General features: G+C 69.4%; 18 protein-coding genes and 2 pseudogenes. 6 read left to right on the top strand and 14 right to left on the bottom strand.

Annotated features, from left to right (window positions below):
- Positions 1-37: 37 nt before the first annotated feature.
- Complete coding sequence (locus N8I84_RS31955) at positions 38-679, top strand: ScbR family autoregulator-binding transcription factor (protein ID WP_263232871.1); 642 nt, start codon at positions 38-40, stop codon at positions 677-679.
- Positions 680-718: 39 nt separating this feature from the next.
- On the opposite strand, the gene N8I84_RS31950 is transcribed toward N8I84_RS31955, so the two are convergent.
- The 5 genes from N8I84_RS31950 to N8I84_RS31930 form a co-directional block, all read right to left on the bottom strand.
- Positions 719-1,159, bottom strand: coding sequence for a DUF6278 family protein (locus N8I84_RS31950; RefSeq protein ID WP_200418057.1), 441 nt, complete (start codon positions 1,157-1,159; stop codon positions 719-721).
- A 71-nt stretch (positions 1,160-1,230) separates the two neighbouring features.
- Complete coding sequence (locus N8I84_RS31945; protein WP_263232870.1) at positions 1,231-2,010, bottom strand: exodeoxyribonuclease III; 780 nt, start codon at positions 2,008-2,010, stop codon at positions 1,231-1,233.
- 67 nt (positions 2,011-2,077) lie between these two features.
- Positions 2,078-2,713, bottom strand: a complete 636-nt coding sequence (locus N8I84_RS31940; protein WP_263232869.1) for an MBL fold metallo-hydrolase — start codon at positions 2,711-2,713, stop codon at positions 2,078-2,080.
- 71 nt (positions 2,714-2,784) lie between these two features.
- Positions 2,785-4,083 carry a bifunctional 3-oxoadipate enol-lactonase/4-carboxymuconolactone decarboxylase PcaDC gene (gene pcaDC / locus N8I84_RS31935; RefSeq protein ID WP_263232868.1) on the bottom strand — a complete coding sequence of 433 codons (1,299 nt, stop codon included), beginning with the start codon at positions 4,081-4,083 and terminating at the stop codon, positions 2,785-2,787.
- Positions 4,084-4,192: 109 nt separating this feature from the next.
- Positions 4,193-5,146, bottom strand: coding sequence for an IS110 family transposase (locus tag N8I84_RS31930; protein WP_263232867.1), 954 nt, complete (start codon positions 5,144-5,146; stop codon positions 4,193-4,195).
- Positions 5,147-6,354: 1,208 nt separating this feature from the next.
- Between N8I84_RS31930 and N8I84_RS31925 the strand changes: the two genes are divergently transcribed.
- The gene (locus N8I84_RS31925) at positions 6,355-6,975 is read left to right on the top strand and encodes a hypothetical protein (RefSeq protein ID WP_263232866.1); all 621 of its coding nucleotides are present in this window, start codon (positions 6,355-6,357) and stop codon (positions 6,973-6,975) included.
- Between the two features lie 371 nt (positions 6,976-7,346).
- Here the strand turns inward: N8I84_RS31925 and N8I84_RS31920 are convergent, their stop codons facing one another.
- Together N8I84_RS31920 and N8I84_RS31915 are read right to left on the bottom strand one after the other, a co-directional pair.
- Positions 7,347-7,475 carry a hypothetical protein gene (locus N8I84_RS31920; protein WP_263232865.1) on the bottom strand — a complete coding sequence of 43 codons (129 nt, stop codon included), beginning with the start codon at positions 7,473-7,475 and terminating at the stop codon, positions 7,347-7,349.
- Positions 7,472-8,611, bottom strand: coding sequence for a PucR family transcriptional regulator (locus tag N8I84_RS31915; protein WP_263232864.1), 1,140 nt, complete (start codon positions 8,609-8,611; stop codon positions 7,472-7,474). Before N8I84_RS31915 ends, N8I84_RS31920 begins: the two co-directional genes overlap by 4 nt.
- Positions 8,612-8,698: 87 nt before the next feature.
- On the opposite strand from N8I84_RS31915, the gene N8I84_RS31910 reads away from it, so the two are divergent.
- The gene (locus tag N8I84_RS31910; RefSeq protein ID WP_263232863.1) at positions 8,699-9,754 is read left to right on the top strand and encodes a ferredoxin reductase; all 1,056 of its coding nucleotides are present in this window, start codon (positions 8,699-8,701) and stop codon (positions 9,752-9,754) included.
- Positions 9,755-9,761: 7 nt separating this feature from the next.
- Positions 9,762-10,880, top strand: a complete 1,119-nt coding sequence (locus tag N8I84_RS31905; protein WP_263232862.1) for a fatty acid desaturase family protein — start codon at positions 9,762-9,764, stop codon at positions 10,878-10,880.
- 456 nt (positions 10,881-11,336) lie between these two features.
- On the opposite strand, the gene N8I84_RS31900 is transcribed toward N8I84_RS31905, so the two are convergent.
- From N8I84_RS31900 to N8I84_RS31880, 5 genes and pseudogenes are all read right to left on the bottom strand, one after another.
- The gene (locus N8I84_RS31900; protein WP_263232861.1) at positions 11,337-13,022 is read right to left on the bottom strand and encodes a ribonuclease J; all 1,686 of its coding nucleotides are present in this window, start codon (positions 13,020-13,022) and stop codon (positions 11,337-11,339) included.
- 191 nt (positions 13,023-13,213) lie between these two features.
- Positions 13,214-13,462, bottom strand: a complete 249-nt coding sequence (locus tag N8I84_RS31895) for a hypothetical protein (RefSeq protein WP_263232860.1) — start codon at positions 13,460-13,462, stop codon at positions 13,214-13,216.
- Positions 13,463-13,877: 415 nt separating this feature from the next.
- A complete protein-coding gene (locus N8I84_RS31890) occupies positions 13,878-14,222 on the bottom strand; it encodes a helix-turn-helix domain-containing protein (protein ID WP_263232859.1) in 345 nt (114 codons plus the stop codon).
- A 503-nt stretch (positions 14,223-14,725) separates the two neighbouring features.
- Entirely contained in the window at positions 14,726-15,187 is a 462-nt protein-coding gene (locus N8I84_RS31885; protein WP_263234946.1) for an ATP-binding protein, read from the bottom strand.
- 253 nt (positions 15,188-15,440) lie between these two features.
- Positions 15,441-15,596, bottom strand: a pseudogene (locus tag N8I84_RS31880) (MerR family transcriptional regulator); the annotation flags it as partial.
- 207 nt (positions 15,597-15,803) lie between these two features.
- Here N8I84_RS31880 and N8I84_RS31875 point away from each other — a divergent pair.
- Together N8I84_RS31875 and N8I84_RS31870 are read left to right on the top strand one after the other, a co-directional pair.
- Complete coding sequence (locus tag N8I84_RS31875) at positions 15,804-16,163, top strand: hypothetical protein (protein ID WP_263232858.1); 360 nt, start codon at positions 15,804-15,806, stop codon at positions 16,161-16,163.
- An 83-nt stretch (positions 16,164-16,246) separates the two neighbouring features.
- Positions 16,247-17,511: pseudogene (locus tag N8I84_RS31870) on the top strand (IS30 family transposase).
- A gap of 72 nt (positions 17,512-17,583) precedes the next feature.
- Here N8I84_RS31870 and N8I84_RS31865 read toward each other — a convergent pair.
- Together N8I84_RS31865 and N8I84_RS31860 are read right to left on the bottom strand one after the other, a co-directional pair.
- Positions 17,584-17,910: an SCO5918 family protein gene (locus N8I84_RS31865; RefSeq protein WP_263232857.1), complete on the bottom strand. Its 327-nt coding sequence runs from the start codon at positions 17,908-17,910 to the stop codon at positions 17,584-17,586.
- Positions 17,911-17,960: 50 nt separating this feature from the next.
- The gene (locus N8I84_RS31860) at positions 17,961-18,356 is read right to left on the bottom strand and encodes a CBS domain-containing protein (protein WP_263232856.1); all 396 of its coding nucleotides are present in this window, start codon (positions 18,354-18,356) and stop codon (positions 17,961-17,963) included.
- Positions 18,357-18,363 lie beyond the last annotated feature (7 nt).

The raw sequence follows: 18,363 nt of genomic DNA, 5'->3' as shown, positions 1-18,363 counted from the left end.
CCTCCTCGCGACCCATCGACGGACAGGGGGCAACGGCGTGCAGGATCGGGCGGAAGAAACCCGCAAAGCCGTATTACTGGCCGCGGCTCACCTGTTCTTCGAACGTGGGTACGTGGCGACCAGTATCAGTGACATCAGCGAACGGTCCGGCCGCACCAGCGGAGCCATCTACTTCCACTACACCAACAAGGAACATCTCGCCCTTGCCGTGGTGAAGGCACATTTCGCGACCTGGCCGGCCATGGTCGCGCGCCATGAGGCCGCCGCGGAACCGGCCCTGGAGAAGCTCGTCGGCCTCAGCTTCGCGGTCGCGCGGGCCTTCCGCGACGACGTCCTCGTCCGCGCGGGCGCCCGGCTGTGGGCCGAGCGGAAGTCCATCGACGTCGAGATGCCTCCGCCCTTCGTGGACTGGATCGCCACGGTCGAGCGGATGCTCACCCAGGCACGCGCCGACGGGGACCTCGCGCCCGGGGCGGATCCCAGCCGCGACGCCCCCACCCTGGTCGCCGCGTTCTTCGGGCTGCACACGCTCTCCGACGCCCTCGACGACCGCCTGCTGATCGAGGACCGCCTGACCGACCTGTGGCTGCTGCTCCTTCCGGGCCTCCAGGCCGAGCCCGCGCCACGGACGCTGCTGGCCACGGTGGGCGCCCCTGCGGCCGCCGACGTCTCCGGTTAGGGCCCGTCTTCCGGATCAGGCCGGCCGCAAGGAACAGTCCTAGAGCTCCGCCACCTCGGCATACACCTGGGACAGCTCGGGGGCGCCCGTGGAGGCCCAGGTGTGGCCGTCGGTGACCACGTCGATCTCGCGGCCGGAGGCCAGCCGGACCACGGGGTGGCCGTTCGGCCAGATCTCCCACGCGGCGCCGGGGACCGTGCGCACGATGACCGTGCCCAGGTAGAGGCCCGCGTCGTTCCCGAGCCAGGGCAGGACCTCCTCGTCGTCGCGCCAGCGCGGCAGGAGCTGGTCAAGCGCCTCCAACGACGCGGTGGAGTCGTCGAGTTCGACGCCCGCCTGCTCGGCGTGGGAACGCAGCAGCTCGCATTCGGACAGGAGTCCGGTGACAGCGTCCGCGTCGGCGTCACCGTCGGAGAACACCGCGACGCCCAAGGCGGGACCGCGTTTCTTGCGCCAGTTGCCCAGGAAGGAGATGTTCATACGCCCAGCGTGACACCGGCGCGCTCCGAGACACCACAGGCGCGCAGAGGCCGCCGTCACGCCCCCGGCGGCTACGGCTCCAGGTCCACCACCACCGGCGCGTGGTCCGAGGCGCCCTTGCCCTTGCGCTCCTCGCGGTCCACGTAGGCGTCCTTGACCGCCTTCGCGAACGGCTTGTTGCCGTACACCAGGTCGATGCGCATACCGCGGTTCTTGGGGAAGCACAGCTGGCGGTAGTCCCAGTACGTGAACGGGTGCTCGTACTTCAGCGGGCGCGGCACCACGTCCTCCAGGCCCGCCTCGCGCAGGGAGGCCAGGGCCGCGCGCTCGGCCGGGGTGACATGGGTCGAGCCCTCGAAGGCCGCGATGTCGTAGACGTCGTCGTCCGTCGGCGCCACGTTGTAGTCGCCCAGCACCGCGAACGGGCGGCTGCCCGCGGCGTCGCCCGCGACGGCCGCCTTCAGCGCCTCGAACCACTGCAGCTTGTACGCGTAGTGCGGGTGGTCCACCTCGCGGCCGTTCGGCACGTACACCGACCAGACGCGGACCGGGCCGCAGGTCGCGGAGATGGCGCGGGGCTCCTCCACCCCGTCGTAGCCGGGGTCGCCGGGCAGGCCCTTGACCACGTCCTCCAGGCCGACGCGGGAGAGCACCGCGACGCCGTTCCACCGGCCGTCCGCGTGGACCGCGGCCTCGTAGCCCAGCTCGCGCAGCTGGTCGTACGGGAACTGCTCCTCGGCGATCTTGGCTTCCTGGAGGCAGAGCACGTCCGTGCCGCTGCTCTCCAGCCAGGCCAGGAGCCTCGGGAGGCGGGCGGTGATCGAGTTCACGTTCCAGGTCGCGATGCGCATGCCTCACAACCTACCCGGCGGGTACGACAACCGGCCCCCGCCCCGTCTCCCGGGGCTTGCGCCCGCCTCAGACCTCCGCCGACGAGCCCGGCGTCAGCCTCAGGTGCTCGGCTCCGCCCAGGGCGCCGATCTGGTTGTCGTAGATCGGGCGCGCCAGGTCGGTCAGGAGCGCGTCGTGGATGTCGTACGCGCGCTGCGGCTTGAGCTCACGGACGTACTCGATCACCTCGGCGATCTTGTTCCAGGGCGCCATCACCGGGAGCATCAGCGTCTCGACGGGGCGGTCGGGGACGGTGAGGGCGTCGCCGGGGTGGAAGACCTTGCCGCCGTCGATCAGATAGCCGACGTTCGTGATGCGCGGGATGTCCGGGTGGATCACGGCGTGCAGTTCGCCGTGCACCTGGACGTCGAAGCCCGCGGCGGTGAAGGTGTCGCCGTGGCCGACGGTGTGCACGCGGCCCGGGAAGGCCGCCGAGATCTGCTCGGCGACCGACTTCAGGGTCCAGATCTCGGCGCCCGGACTGGCCTCCATACCGGCCCGCAGCCGGTCCTCGTTGAAGTGGTCGAGGTGCTCGTGCGTGACCAGGATGGCGTCCGCGCCGACCGCGGCGTCCTCCTCGCTGAACGTCCCGGGGTCGATGACGAGCGTCCGCCCGTCCTTCTCGAGCCGGATGCAGGCATGCGACTTCTTCGTGAGCTTCATGGGTCCATCCTGCCCTCGCCCCCGAGGGCGTGGGTCTGCGAAGCATGGTGTTCCTGGTACCCGGCTGGTGATCACTCCTGCGGGGTCGTCTCCTCCCGGATGACCTGCTGCGCCACCTTGAACGCACTGTTCGCGGCCGGTACGCCGCAGTAGACCGCGGCCTGGAGCAACACTTCCCCGATCTCGGCGGGGGTCAGGCCGTTGCGCAGGGCCGCCCGGGTGTGCGCGGCGAGCTCGTCCAGGTGGCCGCCCGCGACCAGCGCGGTGAGGGTGACACAGCTGCGGGTGCGCCGGTCGAGGCCGGGCCGGTTCCAGATCTCGCCCCACGCGTAGCGGGTGAGGAACTCCTGGAAGTCGCCGGAGAAGTCGTCCGCGGAGGCCAGGGCCCGGTCGACGTGCGCGTCGCCGAGCACCTCGCGGCGGATCTTGATCCCGGTGTCGTACGGATCGGGCGGGACCGAGGGCTGGGGCGGGGCCGCGGCCGGGGCGATCTCGGCCACGGGGGCCACCGGCGGCGGCGCGACCGGCACCGGCTTCGCCGGGGGCGTCGCGATCACCGCCATCTGACCGGTGGTCGCGTCGAAGGCGGGCTGCCACACGGTGGCGAAGTGGTGGACGAGCAGGTCGGTGACCGCCGCGGGCTGTTCCACGGGCACCAGGTGGGAGGCGCCGGGTACGACCGCGAGCCGGGCGTCCGGGATCCCGGCGACCAGGGTGCGCGCCTCGGCGGGTCCGGTGACCTGGTCCTCGGAGCCGACGAGGACGAGGGTGGGCACGCCGATACGGCCGAGTTCGGCCCGTACGTCGAAGGCGGCGAGCGCCTCGCAGGACGCGATGTAGCAGCCGGGGTCGGTGGTGCGGACCATCTGCACGGCCCACTCGGTGATCGCGGGCTGCGCTGCGGCGAACCCTCCGGTGAACCAGCGCTCCGGGGACGTGCGGGCGATCGGGTCCAGTCCGTTCGTCCGCACGATCACACCGCGCTGGCGGAACTCGTCCGCCGTGCCGAAGCGGGGCGAGGCGGCGATCAGCACGAGCGAGGCGAGCCGCTCGGGGTGGCGCAGGGCCAGTTCGATACCCACGGCGCCGCCGAGGGCGCAGCCCGCGTAGCCGAAGCGCTGCACACCGAGCGCGTCGAGGGTGGCGAGCAGGCGGGTGGTGAGGTCGGCGACGGAACCCGCCGGGTGGGCGGGTGCGCCGCCGTGACCGGGCAGGTCGAAGCGGAAGACGCGCCACTGCTTGGCGAGCTCCGGAACCTGCCGGTCCCACATGTGCCAGGTGGTACCCAGTGAGGGACCCAAGATCAGGACGGGAGCCTCTTCCGGCCCGTCAAAGCGGTATTGCAGGGTGTTCGACGGTGTCTCACTCACACCTCAGACCCTCTCACGTATCACGACTGCCCCTATGACGGGGGTTGCGACTGCACAGGTCTGACCAGGTGGAAGACCTCCCTGGCCACGTAGCGCTTGAGGCTTCGGACTATCTCGCGCCGGGTTTTGCCCTCCTTGCTGCGGCGTTCGTAGTAGTCCTGGGTACGCGGGTCAACGCGCAGGCGGGTCTGCACGATCCGGTGCAGACCGCGTTCGCTTGCCGGTCGCCGCGGTTGAGGCGACGGTATTGCCGACTGCCCGAGGAACGCTCGACCGGGCTGACCCCGCACAGCGCCGCGAACGACGCCTCACTGCCCAGGCGTTCCGGGTTGTCCCCCACCGTGATCAGCAAAGTGACGGCCGTGTCCGGACCGATGCCCACCACCTCGAGCAGCTGCGGAGCGTGGCGCTCCGTCAGCCGGGTCAGGCGGCCTTCCAGCTCCTGGACCTCTTCGCTGAGCTGCCCGATGCGCCGGGCCAGGAATCCCAGGGTCACGTGGGTGGCATAGAGCACCGATCCCTCGCCGGCCTCGAGGTTCAGGCTGTCGTCGACGAGCCCTGCGCAGGTGCGGAAGAGCTCTGCGTTGCCCAGCCCGGCCAGTTCCTCCCTCAGCTGGGGATCGGCACGGATGAGGACGGCCTTGAGCTGGTTGATCATCTGGGTGCGGGCCTTGACCGCCGAGTCCTTGGCCAGCTTGTACATCCGGGCGATCTCCACCGGCCCGTCGCCCGCCTTGGCCTGAGCGCGCGCCCGCCCGCTCAGCACCGCCCGGGCTGCGTTCTCGGCATCGAGCGGGTCCGACTTGCCGCGCCGACGGCGGTCGGCCCGGTCGAACCGGTGCACATCGAAAACGTCCACGCCCGGGGCCAGCAGGTAGCGGGACAGGGCCGCCCCGAAGGAACCGGTACCTTCCACTCCGGCCCGCCGGACCATACCCGACGCCCTGGTCCACCCCAGCAGGTTGCGGTAGCCGGCCGCGCTGGCCGGGAACTCCTTGGTGCCGATCACCTCCCCCACCAGGGAGAGCACAGCGGCCACATGGGCATCCCGGTCCGTGTCCACTCCCAGGACCACCTCCCCCGCCGGCGAGGACGCGAAGCGGAGGACGTGTCGGTCATGCTCGTTCCCTTTCAGGCCCGACGGCTTGTCCCGTAGCCAGCAGCGGGCCGTGCGGACGGTCAGAATCGTGATGACGCCTTTCCGGCAAGCCCCTGTCGAGACACGTCCATCAGCCCGAGACCAACAGTGCGCTGTCCCCTGGCCGGCGGTCGACACAGTGTGATCAGGACACCTCGGCCAGAGATCTCAGGAGTCAGACCCCGCCGTAGGACAGGCACCCATCTACGGTTCTCGGCCCAACCGGCTTCCAGCCACGTCAGCCCGCTCGTTCGAGCGAATTGACTCGAAGCACCGGTCGCCTACCACCGGAACTGGCACCATGCCGCCGTCGTGCGTCACTTCGAGTCGAAGGCGGACCATTGGAACGGCGGGTCAATGAGCGGCAGCTGTCGGTGTTGCAGTGGGTGGGAGCCGGGTGCCCTGCAGGCGTATGGAACACCAGCTCCTACAAGACCACCTGCCAGGCACTCCACAACCGTGGCCTGGTGACGGTCTCCCGGAAGAGCGGGCAGTGGAGCGTCGCCCTGACAAGCGCCGGTCGGCACTACCTGGCACACGGCACGTACCCTCCCCGCGGATCACGCCCACGGAAGACCCAGGCCGCCGGTCCACGACCTAAGTCCACCCGAGCGCAGGAAAATCCGGCCACCGAGCGGAAGCCAAGCCCTCCCTCACATCCTCGTGTGACGCTCACGGAGCAGCTATTACAGGAGCTCGCGGAGGCCGGCGGCAGGATCGTCAAGAGCGGCAGGGGTCCCCGACTTGGAGAAGTGGCCGCCCCGCGTCGCCGCGGCACGCAGATCCGGAAGGATTCCGGAAACGAAGGAGCTGTACGGAAACCGGTGCCGTGACGGGTACGAGATCAAGCTCGTCGACATCCCCGCCTGGCGCCTTGCCGTCCTCGACCCCGTCCCCGTGCCCTCGCGGCTCACTCGGCCGCACACCGTTATCCGGGCCATGCAGAACGAACGCCAGCCGCTCGGCCTGACCAAGGCCGTCCAAGGACGCGCTCTCCGACTCATCCAGGCACTGATCACCGCCGCCGAGGCCAAAGGACACACCTGCTCGGCGGGGCACACCGGCTTCGCACCCCGTCTCATCGCCGCCGCACGGCAAACCCCCACTTCACCATCACCGTACAGGGCCAGCCAGTGGGGTTTCTCGTCCTCCAGGAACAGGACCGGGCCGAGCACGTCGCCACCGAGAAGGAACTCGCCGAGACCGAAAAGCACTCCTGGGTCAGAATTCCCCGCTTCGACTACACCCCGTCCGAACGCCTCCGTATCATCCTCAGCGGCGGCCAGCCACACCGGGCGAGCGAATGGGCCGACGCTCCCGGCCGCACCCTCGAAGAGCAGCTTGCCGAGATCGCACAGGAGGTCACACTTCGCGGCGACGCCGCCGAACGCAGACGCCAGGACGAGGCCGAAGCGGCACGCCAGAAGCGCATCCGCTGGGAAGCCGCCATGGAACAAGCCCGCATCCGGTACGCGGAGGCGTACCGCGTCAGGCACCTCGAAGCTCAGGAAGCGGCATGGCGCCACGCCACCCGACTGACCCAATACGTGAGCACCGTACGCACGCGAGTCGAGGCCATGCCTCCGGGTCAGGCCAGAACCGAAGCCGAGGAATGGATCAGCTGGGCAGCGGCCACCGTTGAGCGCCTCGACCCATTGAACACACCGCCCCGGCTGCCCGACATTCCCAAGCCACAAGCCGACGACCTGAAACCCTTCCTCGGGCACTGGAGCCCTTACGGTCCCACCTACTGAACGCCCGCACCGCACATCGTGCGCCCACAACCGCAGTTCAGGAGTTCTTCGCGACCGGTTCAATCGCGGCACACCGACCTGGTGGGTGATCGGAAAGATGTCGACCTGAGCGGTCTTCGGAAAACCCGAGGTGAGATCCCATTTCCTGGCCCATCGCCATGCATGTGGGTGCCCAGGGAGTCAAAACGGGCGTCACGGCCGACAGTCCGCCCTTCCAACCCGGTCGCTCCAGCCTTCGCCAACACCCTGCTCGACGCGACCGGCGTCCTCCTCGGCCAACTCCCGCTCAGTCGCGACCGGGTGTGGCTGGTCGTGCCAGACGCGGGCCTGACGGATCGGCAGGTGGGCGACTCGTGGTGGAACGCTCCCTGTCAGCCGACCTGCTGCACCTTGATCGCGTCGCTCACCCGAACCGTCCCGGCTGCAAGGACGTCCAGGTAGACACCGAGCATGATGCCGGGATCCGCCGGGAGTTCGTGGACGGTCGAAGTACGCGTCAACTGGCCCGAAGACCGACCGCCAGCGTCAGTTCAAGGACCCGGTGTGGCGATGCGAGATCCGGAAACAGCTCCCGCAGCTGCGACATCCGGTACCGGACTGTCTGGGGATGGACGAACAACGCCGCCGCCACCTCGTCCCGCCTACCCTGGTGCAGCAACCACGCCCGCAACGTCTCCTCCAGCCGCCGCGCGGTAGCGACAGGCAAGGTCCGCAACGGTGCGAGGGCTCGGGCACGCAAGTCCGCGAACGCGTCCACGTCGGCGCTCAGCACCAGCTCGGGCAGGTGGTCCTCGGTGTCGCGGATATCAGAGGAGAGGGAGCGCGCGCGTAGAGCTCGTGCGTACGAGGCGGACGCACGGGTCCATGGCCGGGCCGGGCCGACCACTGCGGTGCGGTCGGTCAGCTGCCGCAAGAGATGTGATCGGTCGGCATCGGGGACGAGCAGCACACCGGTGGCGTCCTGCAGATCGTCGAGGACGAGGGTGCTCGGGTCGAGCGCGCGGTAGGCAGGCCGGGCCTGGGCGGCGGGCAGCAGGACCGCCGTCAGCGTAACCGGAGGCTGCCATCCGGCCCGTTGAGCAGAGGCCAGCAGCACGTCCGGGCTCGCGCCGGCGAGGAGGTCGCGGGCCAGGTGTTCCAGGTGGCGCTCGTGGGCCCTGCCCCGGGCGGCCAGTTCGTCGGCGTGGCCCGCGGCGCTCGCGGCGGAGAGCTCGTCGATGTAGGCGAAGGTCAGCTCGGCGAACTTGGCGACCTCGGCGGCGGGCAGACCTGCGGACACGGCGCCCGCTGCCAGGCATCGCCAGGCCACGCGGGCGCCGACGCGGTAGGCGCTGAGCAGGGCGTCCATCGAACGGCCGTCGCGCACCTCGCCGCGGCCCAGCTCGTAGGCTGCGTCACCGGCGTCGCCGCCCGTGGCGTTCCCGCTCGCGAGGTCCAGGTAGTGCCCCAGAGCGGTGCGGACGGCTCGGCGGATGGTGGCGCCCATATGGCCCGACAGGGCGTTGGCGTAGGAGGGGACTTCGTCGATGATCGCCTGGACGACTTCGTCGGCGGTGGTCTTCAACGCGGCCCTCAGTGCGGTGACCGTCGTCTCATCCAGGGCCAGTTCGCTGGCCCTCCGGATTGCATGGCTCACGTCTTTGTTCCCTGCGAACAATTCCACCCACCAGATTCACGTCCTGCGGTCAGGACTTTACGCCCTGAGGCGCAGCAAGCTGGAGTAATGACGAGTGCGGCCCTCCGCAGCAGGGCGTGGAAACTGCTGGAAATGGTCACGACGCCGCTGCTGCCGTCGGACTACCTCGACCTGGTCAGCCCATTGCGTGCGGGCGCTGACCTGCGTGGGCGCATCGAGGCGGTGCACCCCGAGACGGATGACGCCGCGACTGTCGTGATCAGGCCGGGACGGGGCTGGCGCGGCCACACAGCCGGTCAGTACGTGCGGATCGGGGTCGACGTCGACGGGGTGCGCCTGTGGCGTGCCTACTCCCTCACCTCGCCGACGAACCGCCAGGACGGCCGCGTCACGATCACCGTGAAGGCGATCCCGGACGGCAAGGTCAGCAACCACCTGGTCCGCAGGGCGAAACCGGGCACGCTGATCCAACTCGACCAGGCGACCGGTGACTTCGTGCTGCCGCAGGCCAAGCCCGTCAAGGTGCTCTACCTGACGGCCGGCAGCGGCATCACACCCGTGATGGGCATGCTGCGCGACACCGAGTTCGACGACGTCGTCATGGTCCACTGCGCGCCACGGCCGCAAGATGTGATCTTCCGCAACGAACTGCACGACCTGGTCGCGGACAAGAAGCTGCGGCTCACCGAGGTGCACACCGCCACAGACGGCATGCTCGACATCGCCCGTCTCGACGAACTCGTGCCCGACTGGGCCGAGCGCGAGACCTGGGCTTGCGGACCCGCGGGCCTGCTCGACGCCGCCGAAGAGCACTGGAGCAAGCACGGCGTCCAAGAGCGCCTGCACACCGAACGCTTCCGCCCCAGCATCGCCGTCGCCGGCGACGGCGGCGAGGTCACGTTCAGCGCCACCGGCAAGACCGTCGACGCGGACGGCGCCACGCCGTTGCTGGACATCGGCGAGGAGGCCGGCGTGCTCATGCCCTCCGGGTGCCGCATGGGCATCTGCTTCGGCTGCGTCACGCCGCTCAGGGGTGGCGCCGTCCGCGACCTGCGCACCGGCGAGATCACCGAGGCCGAGCCGGGCGTCCTCATCCAGACCTGCGTGTCCGCCGCGGCGGGCCCCTGCGACATCGAACGGTAGGAGCACCTTGACCGCCATCGACCCCACCGCCCACCTGACCGCGGAGCAGATCGAGGAGCTCGGCCGCGAGCTGGACGCGATCCGCGACGAGGTGATCGCCGGCCGCGGCGAGAAAGACGCCGCCTACATCCGTAAGGTCATCTCGGCGCAGCGCAAGCTCGAGCTGGTCAGCAGGGGCGTGCTGCTGTTCTCCATCTTCCCGCCCGCGTGGCTGCTCGGCACCGCCGGGCTGTCCGTGGCGAAGATCATGGACAACATGGAGATCGGCCACAACATCCTGCACGGCCAGTGGGACTGGATGCGGGACCCGAAGATCCACTCCACGACCTGGGAGTGGGATCACGTCTCGCCGGCCGACCAGTGGAAGCACTCCCACAACGAGCTGCACCACACGTACACCAACGTGATCGGCAAGGACAACGACCTCGGCTACGGCATCATGCGCGTCGACGAGGACCAGAAGTGGCACCCGTTCCACCTCGGCCAGCCGCTGTGGAACTTCATCAACGCCTGCTTCTTCGAGTACGGCATCGCAGCGTACGACCTGGAGCTCGGCAAGAACCTGCACAAGCGCCGCCGCAACAACCCGGAGTTCCGCGCGCGGGCCAAGGCCGTGGGCCGCAAGATCCGCAAGCAGGTACTCAAGGACTACGTGATCCACCCGCTGCTGTCGGGCCCCTCCTTCCTCACCACGCTCGCCGCCACGTTCACCGCGAACCTGGTCCGCAACATCTGGTCCCACTCGGTGATCATGTGCGGACACTTCCCGGAGGGCGTACAGGTCTTCGAGCGCCGGTCGATCAAGGACGAGACGCGCGGCCAGTGGTACCTGCGCCAGATGATGGGCTCGGCGAACATCAGCGGCAGCAGGGCCATGCACTTCATGACCGGCAACCTGTCGCACCAGATCGAGCACCACCTGTTCCCGGACCTGCCGAGCAACCGGTACGCCGAGGTCGCGGTGAAGGTGCGCGCGCTGTTCGAGAAGTACGAGCTGGAGTACGTCACCGGACCGCTGCCCAAACAGGTGTTCTCCGCGTGGCGCAAGGTCTTCCGGCTCTCGCTGCCGAACAAGAAGCCCGAGGTCAAGACGCCGGACCGTCAGCAGGAGCTCGTCGCCGCCTGATTGTTACAAGCGCCTGGCTCACGAACCCGAGGTCAGGCGCCCTTGTCCGCAGGCTCCAGAATCGCCACGCACTCCTCGTGATGCGTCATCGGAAACACGTCACAAGGTGTGTGGACGGGAGGAGAATCTGCAGGTCACATGGGGTTTTCCTGCCTTGGGCGCGGCCTGTGAGGCGGCCGGAGCGTCAAATGGGCGTCATGTCTGACGGGCTTTCTCTCCTCCTTTGGCCGGTACACCGGGCTGTCCGCGCTTCTGATGCCCGTGGCCGTCATGTTGCTGCTCGGGCGGCAGGTCAGCTGCTGGAGGTGCTGCGGGATGCCCGGCGCAGCGCTCGCCACCGGGCCGCCCGGGCCGACCCGGTGGGCCGGTGATGAGGCTGGCCATCAGGACCGACTCGTCGCCGGGTTTCACCTCGTGCACATCGGCGTCCGCCCCCGACGCCTGCCCGGGTGTGGCTCAGGCGTCGATGATGACGGGGATGATGAGGGGCTTGCGGCGGTGGGTGCGGAACGCCCAGTTCGCCACGGCGCGGGCGAGGAGTTGTTCGAGTTGGCGCGCGTCCCCGACGCCTTCCTCGGCTGCGGTGGCCAGGGTCTTCTCGATGACGGGGATGACCGGCTCGAAGGTGGCGTCGTCGTGGACGAAGCCCCGGGCCAGGAAGTCGGGGGCCTCGGCGAGGGCGCCGGTGTCCGCGTCGACGATCGCCACCACCGTGACCACGCCTTCGGCGGCGAGGGTGAGGCGGTCCTTGAGGGACGCTTCGGTGGCGCCGCCGACTTCCATGCCGTCCACGTAGACGTTGCCGGCGGCGACCTTGCCGGTGATGGATGCGCGTCCGTCGATCAGGTCGACGACGACGCCGTCTTCGGCGATGACGACCCGTTCGGGATCGACACCGGTACGGATGGCGAGGTCGGCATTGGCCCGCAGGTGGCGCCACTCGCCGTGCACGGGCATGACGTTGCGGGGCTTGACGATGTTGTAGCAGTAGACGAGTTCGCCGGCGCTGGCATGCCCGGAGACGTGCACCTTGGCGTTGCCCTTGTGGACGACGTGGGCGCCCCACCGGGTGAGTCCGTTGATCACCCGGTAGATGGCGTTCTCGTTGCCGGGGATGAGGGAGCTGGCGAGCAGGACGGTGTCGCCCTTGCCGATGCGGATCATGTGGTCGCGGTTGGCCATCCGTGACAGCGCGGCCATCGGTTCGCCCTGGGAGCCGGTGCACACCAGCGTGATCTTGTGGTCCGGGAGCTTCTCCAGCTCCTTCGTGCTCACGACCAGACCGGAGGGGACCTTCAAATAGCCCAGGTCACGGGCGATGCCCATGTTGCGGACCATCGACCGGCCGACGAAGGCGACCTTGCGGCCGTGCTGGTGGGCGGCGTCCAGGACCTGCTGGATGCGGTGCACGTGGCTGGCGAAGCTGGAGACGATGACCCGGCGCGGCGCGGTGCGCATCACCTGCTCGATCGCCGGGTTCAGCTCTCGCTCGGAGGTGGTGAAGCCGGGTACTTCGGCGTTGGTGGAGTCGGTGAGGAACAGGTCCACGCCCTCCTCGCCGAGGCGGGCGAAGGCGCGCAGATCGGTGATGCGGTCGTCGAGAGGGAACTGGTCCATCTTGAAGTCGCCGGTGTGCAGCACCATCCCGGCCCGGGTGCGGATCGCGACCGCGAGGCTGTCGGGGATGGAGTGGTTGACCGCCACGAACTCGCAGTCGAAGGGCCCGAAGCCACGCCGGTCGCCCTCCCGCACCCGCACCGTGCGCGGCCGGATGCCGTGTTCCTTGAGCTTGGCCTCCAGGAACGCCAGCGTCAGCTTGGAGCCGACGACCGGAATGTCGGACCGCTCGCGCAGCAGGTAAGGCACGCCGCCGATGTGGTCCTCGTGGCCGTGGGTGAGTACCACGGCCACGATGTCGTCCAGCCGGTCCCGGATCGAGGTGAAGTCCGGCAGGATCACGTCCACGCCGGGCTGGGTCTCCTCGGGGAACAGCACGCCGCAGTCGACGATGAGCAGCTTGCCCCCGTGTTCGAAGACGGTCATGTTGCGGCCGATCTCGCCCAGGCCGCCCAGGGCGATGACCCGCAGCCCTCCTTCAGGCAGGGGAGGGGCGGCTTTCAGCTCGGGGTGCGGATGACTCATACCCTGACGTTACCCGGAGAGCGGGACAGGTGATCCATTACCTCCTCCCGACAGGATCGGGGCACCACAACGGGTGTCCGGGGACGATCCGATGACGCCGGCGGCCGAACAGGGAGGGGTCGAGGCGGGGTCCAGCCAAGGTGAGCTCAAAAGCCGCCACGAGATGATCTTGAAGTCCTGAAGGCGGCTGGTCACGATGCGGTAGGCATCCTGCGGGCGAGCGGCGCCCGGTTTCCGTACAGGGCGGCGTGCAGAGCGGCTGCGAGTTCGCGGGCCCGGCTCTCGGCTGCCACGTTGTGCAGTACGAAGTAGACCGGCCCCGCGGAGGAGTCCGAGCGGATCTCGCCGGCGCGGATCATCTGGATGACCGCGGCGCGGATGGCGTCGTACACCGAGTCGGCGACGGCGCGCTGCGGGGCGGTGATCATGTCGGCCTTCACCGTCCAGTGCTCCCAGAGACTCGATGGCGACGAAGACGGCGCCCTGCTCCTTGGCCTGCCGGTACGCCGCTTCGAAGGCCGCCATGCCCGTCGCGTCGGGAATGAGGTCGGCGGGGCAGGGAGCCGGCAGCGGCTGCATGAGAACCATCGTGCCAGGCGCGCGGGTCGGCACGGACGTCGACACGGCAAGCATGTGCCTCACTGGGCCTGGCAGGCCGCCGATCGGCAACCGGCACGCTGGCAGGGCTCCGGCCCGGGACTGGGGGAACCGTCTTGGACAGAGAAGGACCCCAGCGTGATGATCGCCGGGGTCCTTGCCCTGTGGTAGTCAGGGGCGAGTGTTTCAGGAGCCGATGGTGGGGTCCAGTCGGTGGCGCGCCGGGAGCGTCGTCCGTGTCTTCGTGCCGGCGTCCGGTCAGGCTGAGGTCTTCGACTGCGGCTGGCCGCCTTGGGTGCGCAGTTGTTCGTTGATGCGCTGCGCTTCTTCGAGCTGGTCTTCGAGGATGACGATGCGGCAGGCGGCCTCGATGGGGGTGCCCTGGTCGACGAGTTCGCGGGCGCGGGCGGCGATGCGCAGCTGGTAGCGGGAGTAGCGGCGGTGGCCGCCTTCGGAGCGCAAGGGGGTGATCAGGCGGTGTTCGCCGAGGGCGCGGAGGAAGGCGGGGGTGGTGCCGAGCATCTCGGCGGCCCGGCCCATGGTGTAGGCGGGGTAGTCGTCGTCATCGAGAGGGGTGACGGCGCGGGAACTGCCAGGGGGCATAGACCTCTTCTTCCGGGGGACGCGTCGGGGGCCCGAGTGCCGTGTCGGCACCCGGGCCCCGAGCTTGCAACACCATCTACCGGCGAACTGCGCCGGCCCTCTTTGTCCGCAGGGTCCGCCTGGGAGGGCGGGGCTGCGGGGATCGCGGATGCGTGACCGGGGACCACCTTCCAATCCGGGGCCTGCGGTACCCGGGCGGACTTCTTCCTCGCCCGGGCGATCCTGATGGCGTCTCGCTCCTTACCGATCCACAGGGTTCCGGTGCGCGCGGAGGCTGGCTGGCCTGCATCCATGAACGACGGCGGGAGGCTCGCCGCAGCAGGGGGCCGCGGCGGCGGTCGTTGGAGGAGACTGCTCAGCGGGCGGCCGACGACCTGGAGGGCGTTGGCTGGCGGGATCGGCCACCGGCCCGGCGGCGGACTCTCCATGAGGTAGCCGAGCAGGGCGTCGGCTACCTGGCGGGCCGGTAGACACCTGCGGCAGGTTCCGGCGCCCAGGGACGGTCACAGCAGGCGGCCGGCCGGATCTCCGCCGGGGCCGTCGGCCAGCACGATGGCGGCCCTGACTAGCTTGCCCACCGGCTCGCGGCGCACCTCGAAGCTCTGGCACACGGCCATGACGATCTCCAAGCCGTGCTGCCCGACCCGGCCCGGGTCTGCGGGGCAGGCCGCGGGCAGTGTCGGGTCGGTGTCCCAGACGCTGATCTGGACGGTGCCTTCGCTGACCTCCAGGTCCAGCAGGCAGGGGCCTGGCGCGTACTTGTAGGCGTTGGTGACCAGCTCGCTGACGGCCAGCTGCACGGTGCCCATCGCGCGGTCGGAGACCGGGATGCCGTGTACTGCCTGTACGTCGGTCAGGAAGCGGCGGGCCGCGCAGCGGGCCTCGGTGATCGGTTCGCTGCCCTCGAAGGCGAGGGCCGACAGTATCGGGCGGCGGGCCAGCGGCTGGTCCTCGTTTTCGTGCACCACTGGGCCCACACCGCCACCCTCGTCCTGAGCAACCCGGTTAAGGCGCACGAATACCCAGGAAACGACATGGCACGCATCCACACGACCGGCCCCCCGCCCGGCGTGACTTTCCTGTGGCGGCCACCGCAGGCCCAGTTGGTGGCGAGACCGACCTCGACGGACGCTGTCACGGGCAGGCTCTTAGCATGATCGGATGGTTGCCGATGATGCCCAGAAGAACGGGACAGGACGGGAAGTTGTGTCTGGGGACGCGGTGTCCGCCCTCGGAGCGCAGTGGTGTGATCAGTCGCGCTGCGCCGATGGCGCGGAGAAAGCCGGGAGTGGTACCGAGCAACTCGGCGGCCCGGCCCATCGTGTAGGCGGGGTAGTCGTCGTCGAGACGGCTTAGCGACTCGTCTGCTGCCATCTCACCTCTCTGTGGGCGTTCATCGAAGACCTGCGGCAGCCGAACGGCAGCAGACCAATGCCTCGAAGCACGCCCCTGGCTCCGCAGCCGCCGCAATGCGCACCCCCGGCCTGTAGTGCGGCACCAGGGGAGCCGTATGCGCCCGTCTCGCCCGGTTGCGCCATCGTCCAAGCCGCCCGGGCGGGCCGGTGCATAGAATCCGACCCCATGCCGAAGCTTGATGAGCTGCTCGTTGCGATAGCTGCCCTTGTGGAGTCCGGGCAGAGCAATCAGATGTCCCTGACCGTGGTCACCAGTGGTGCTGTCATCACCGGTCGGCTGGCTCCGGAAGCCATGTGGAGGCAGAGGGTGTCTGAGGTGCTGACGGACTCCGCCGACCTGGGCGAGTTCTCCGCCGTCTTCGACAACCCCGCGAGGAAGGACGGACCGCCCACGCATCTGCATTTCCACGTGGCCCGGATCCTGCAGGGTACGGTGGGGATCCCGGAGACAGGCGGGATGTACCGCGTCGCGATCGAGGACGTCAGTGCCTGGACCGTGGGCGACTTCAGCTACTCCGACCATTGACTCACCGACCCACGGCCCACAGAGGCCCCACCGGCACGCTTCCGTTCTAGTGGTCGTCGCAACACCCCAGTCCAAGGGGTGCGATGGACTTCGAGATCCGGAAGGATCGACGGCCTCAGGGGCTCAGGAGGTCGGACCCTGAGCGGGAGGAACACCTTCGGCTCGTGGATCTTGGAATAGGGAACACGGAAGCCTGCCGGATCATCGGCATCAACCGCGCACCGGCAAGCGTTGGCTCTACGGCCGGCAGGCATCCGGGAGGTACAGGGTAGCCCCGCCCATCGTGGACGGGCTGCCCTGGCAAGCGCCCGAACCCCCGGCTAACCCTGAACCCGTCGGCCCGTCGCGCTACCTCACCGAGGCCGACCGCATCCACATCGCGGACCGGCTCCGGGAGACGGCGTCCGTCCGGGCCATCGCGGCGGAACTTGGCCGCAGTCCCTCCAGCGTAAGCCGGGAGATCGCCACAACCGCACGCTCATGCCCAACGGCGGCTGGTCCTACCGTCCGCACGCCGCCCAGCGCCGCGCGGACGCCCGCAAACCGCGCCCCAAGCCCGGCAAGATCGGCCAGAACCCCAGGCTGCGGGACTTCCTCCAGGACCACGTGACCCGGCGGGGGAGCCCGGAGCAGATCTGCCACGCTCTACGGGCACGCTTCCCCGACCAGCCGGAGATGCACGTGGTCCACGAGACGATCTACCAGGCGCTTTACGTCCAAGGCCGCGGGGAACTGAGGCGCGAGCTGACCCGGGCCCTGCGGACCGGACACGCGATACGCCGCCCGCACCGGCACTCGGCGGCTCGCCGATCGCGGTTCGTGCACCCCATGGCCATGATCAGCGAACGGCCCGCCGAGGCCGCCGACCGGGCTGTCCCCGGCCACTGGGAAGGCGACCTGATCGTCGGCAAGAACAACGGCTCCGCCATCCGCACCCTGGTCGAACGCAGTCCACCCGCCAGCACCCGCTACCTGACGCTCGGCACCTCCCGCGCGACCACGGCGCCGCCGCTGTCCGCAACGCGCTCACCGAGACCGTCCAGACCCTCCCGCCTCACCTGATGCGGTCCCTGACCTGGGACCAGGGCATCGACATGGCCTCCCACCGCGCCTTCACCATCACCACGAACATCCCGGTCTACTTCTGCGCCCCGGCCAGCCCCTGGCCGCGCGGCTCGAACGAGAACACCAACGGCCTGCTGCGGCAGTACTTCCCCAAAGGCACCGACCTATCCCGCCGCCCCGCGAGGACCTGGACGCCGCCGCCACCGAACCCAACAGCCGCCCACGCAAAACGCTCGACTGGGAGACCCCAGCCGAGCGTCTGTCTGAACTGCTCGCCGCTTGATCAACTCACCGCAGTGTTGCTACGCCCCCCGGAATTCGCCCACGCCGGTGGGGCCTCACTGCTCGGTTCGGCTCACACCTGTCCGTACGTCAGGCGGACAGGGGGAGCGCCGAGCGTTGCGGAAGCCGGCCCGTACGGGTCGGCCAGGGGCGCAGATGCGGCGGTAGGGCGGGTGCGGCAGGTGAAGCCGAGTTGGGTCATGGCCCTGAGGACTTCGGCGGTGCTGAAATCACGCCGGTCCTGGCGGGTGACGACCTGGCCGACCTGCTTGACGGGGTAGTGGCGTCGTCCGATGATGACGAACTCACCGGTGACCAGCTCAGGTGTGACGCCCTTCATCGATTCCACCACGCCGCTCTTGGTCAGGTCGAACGGGAAGCGAGCGATGACACAGCGCACGATACCTCCAGGGAGAAGAGAAGACGGGCCCGGATAGGGGTGACGGCGGTTCAGCGGGAGAGGACGCCCAGAGCGTTGCCGTGTCCGTCGACCACGGGCGGGGCCCCGAGCCGGCGGCAGCGCATCGCACGCTCGGCTTCGGCCCTCGTGGCCAGCGGCGAGGTGAAGGGCCCGATGACGTCGGCGATGTCACGCAGGCGGATCCGATCCGTGTATCCGGAACCGTCACGAACGGCCGTGAGCCGGTCCCGGGTGACCAGGCCGGTGCACATACCGTCCTCGTCGCAGACGACCAGCTGACCTGTACGGGCGGCGGCCATCACGGACAGTGCCACCTCCACGGTCATGTCCTCCCAGACCTGGGGTCCGGCCGCGTCCGCGGGATCGGCCGCCGTCTGCACGGCGTTGGTACGTGTTGAGCGGAACTGCGTCTGGTCCAGCGTCAAAGGGTGC

The organism is Streptomyces cynarae (assembly GCF_025642135.1).
Classification (GTDB): domain Bacteria; phylum Actinomycetota; class Actinomycetes; order Streptomycetales; family Streptomycetaceae; genus Streptomyces; species Streptomyces cynarae.
This window is presented reverse-complemented; position numbering and strand designations above follow the sequence as displayed.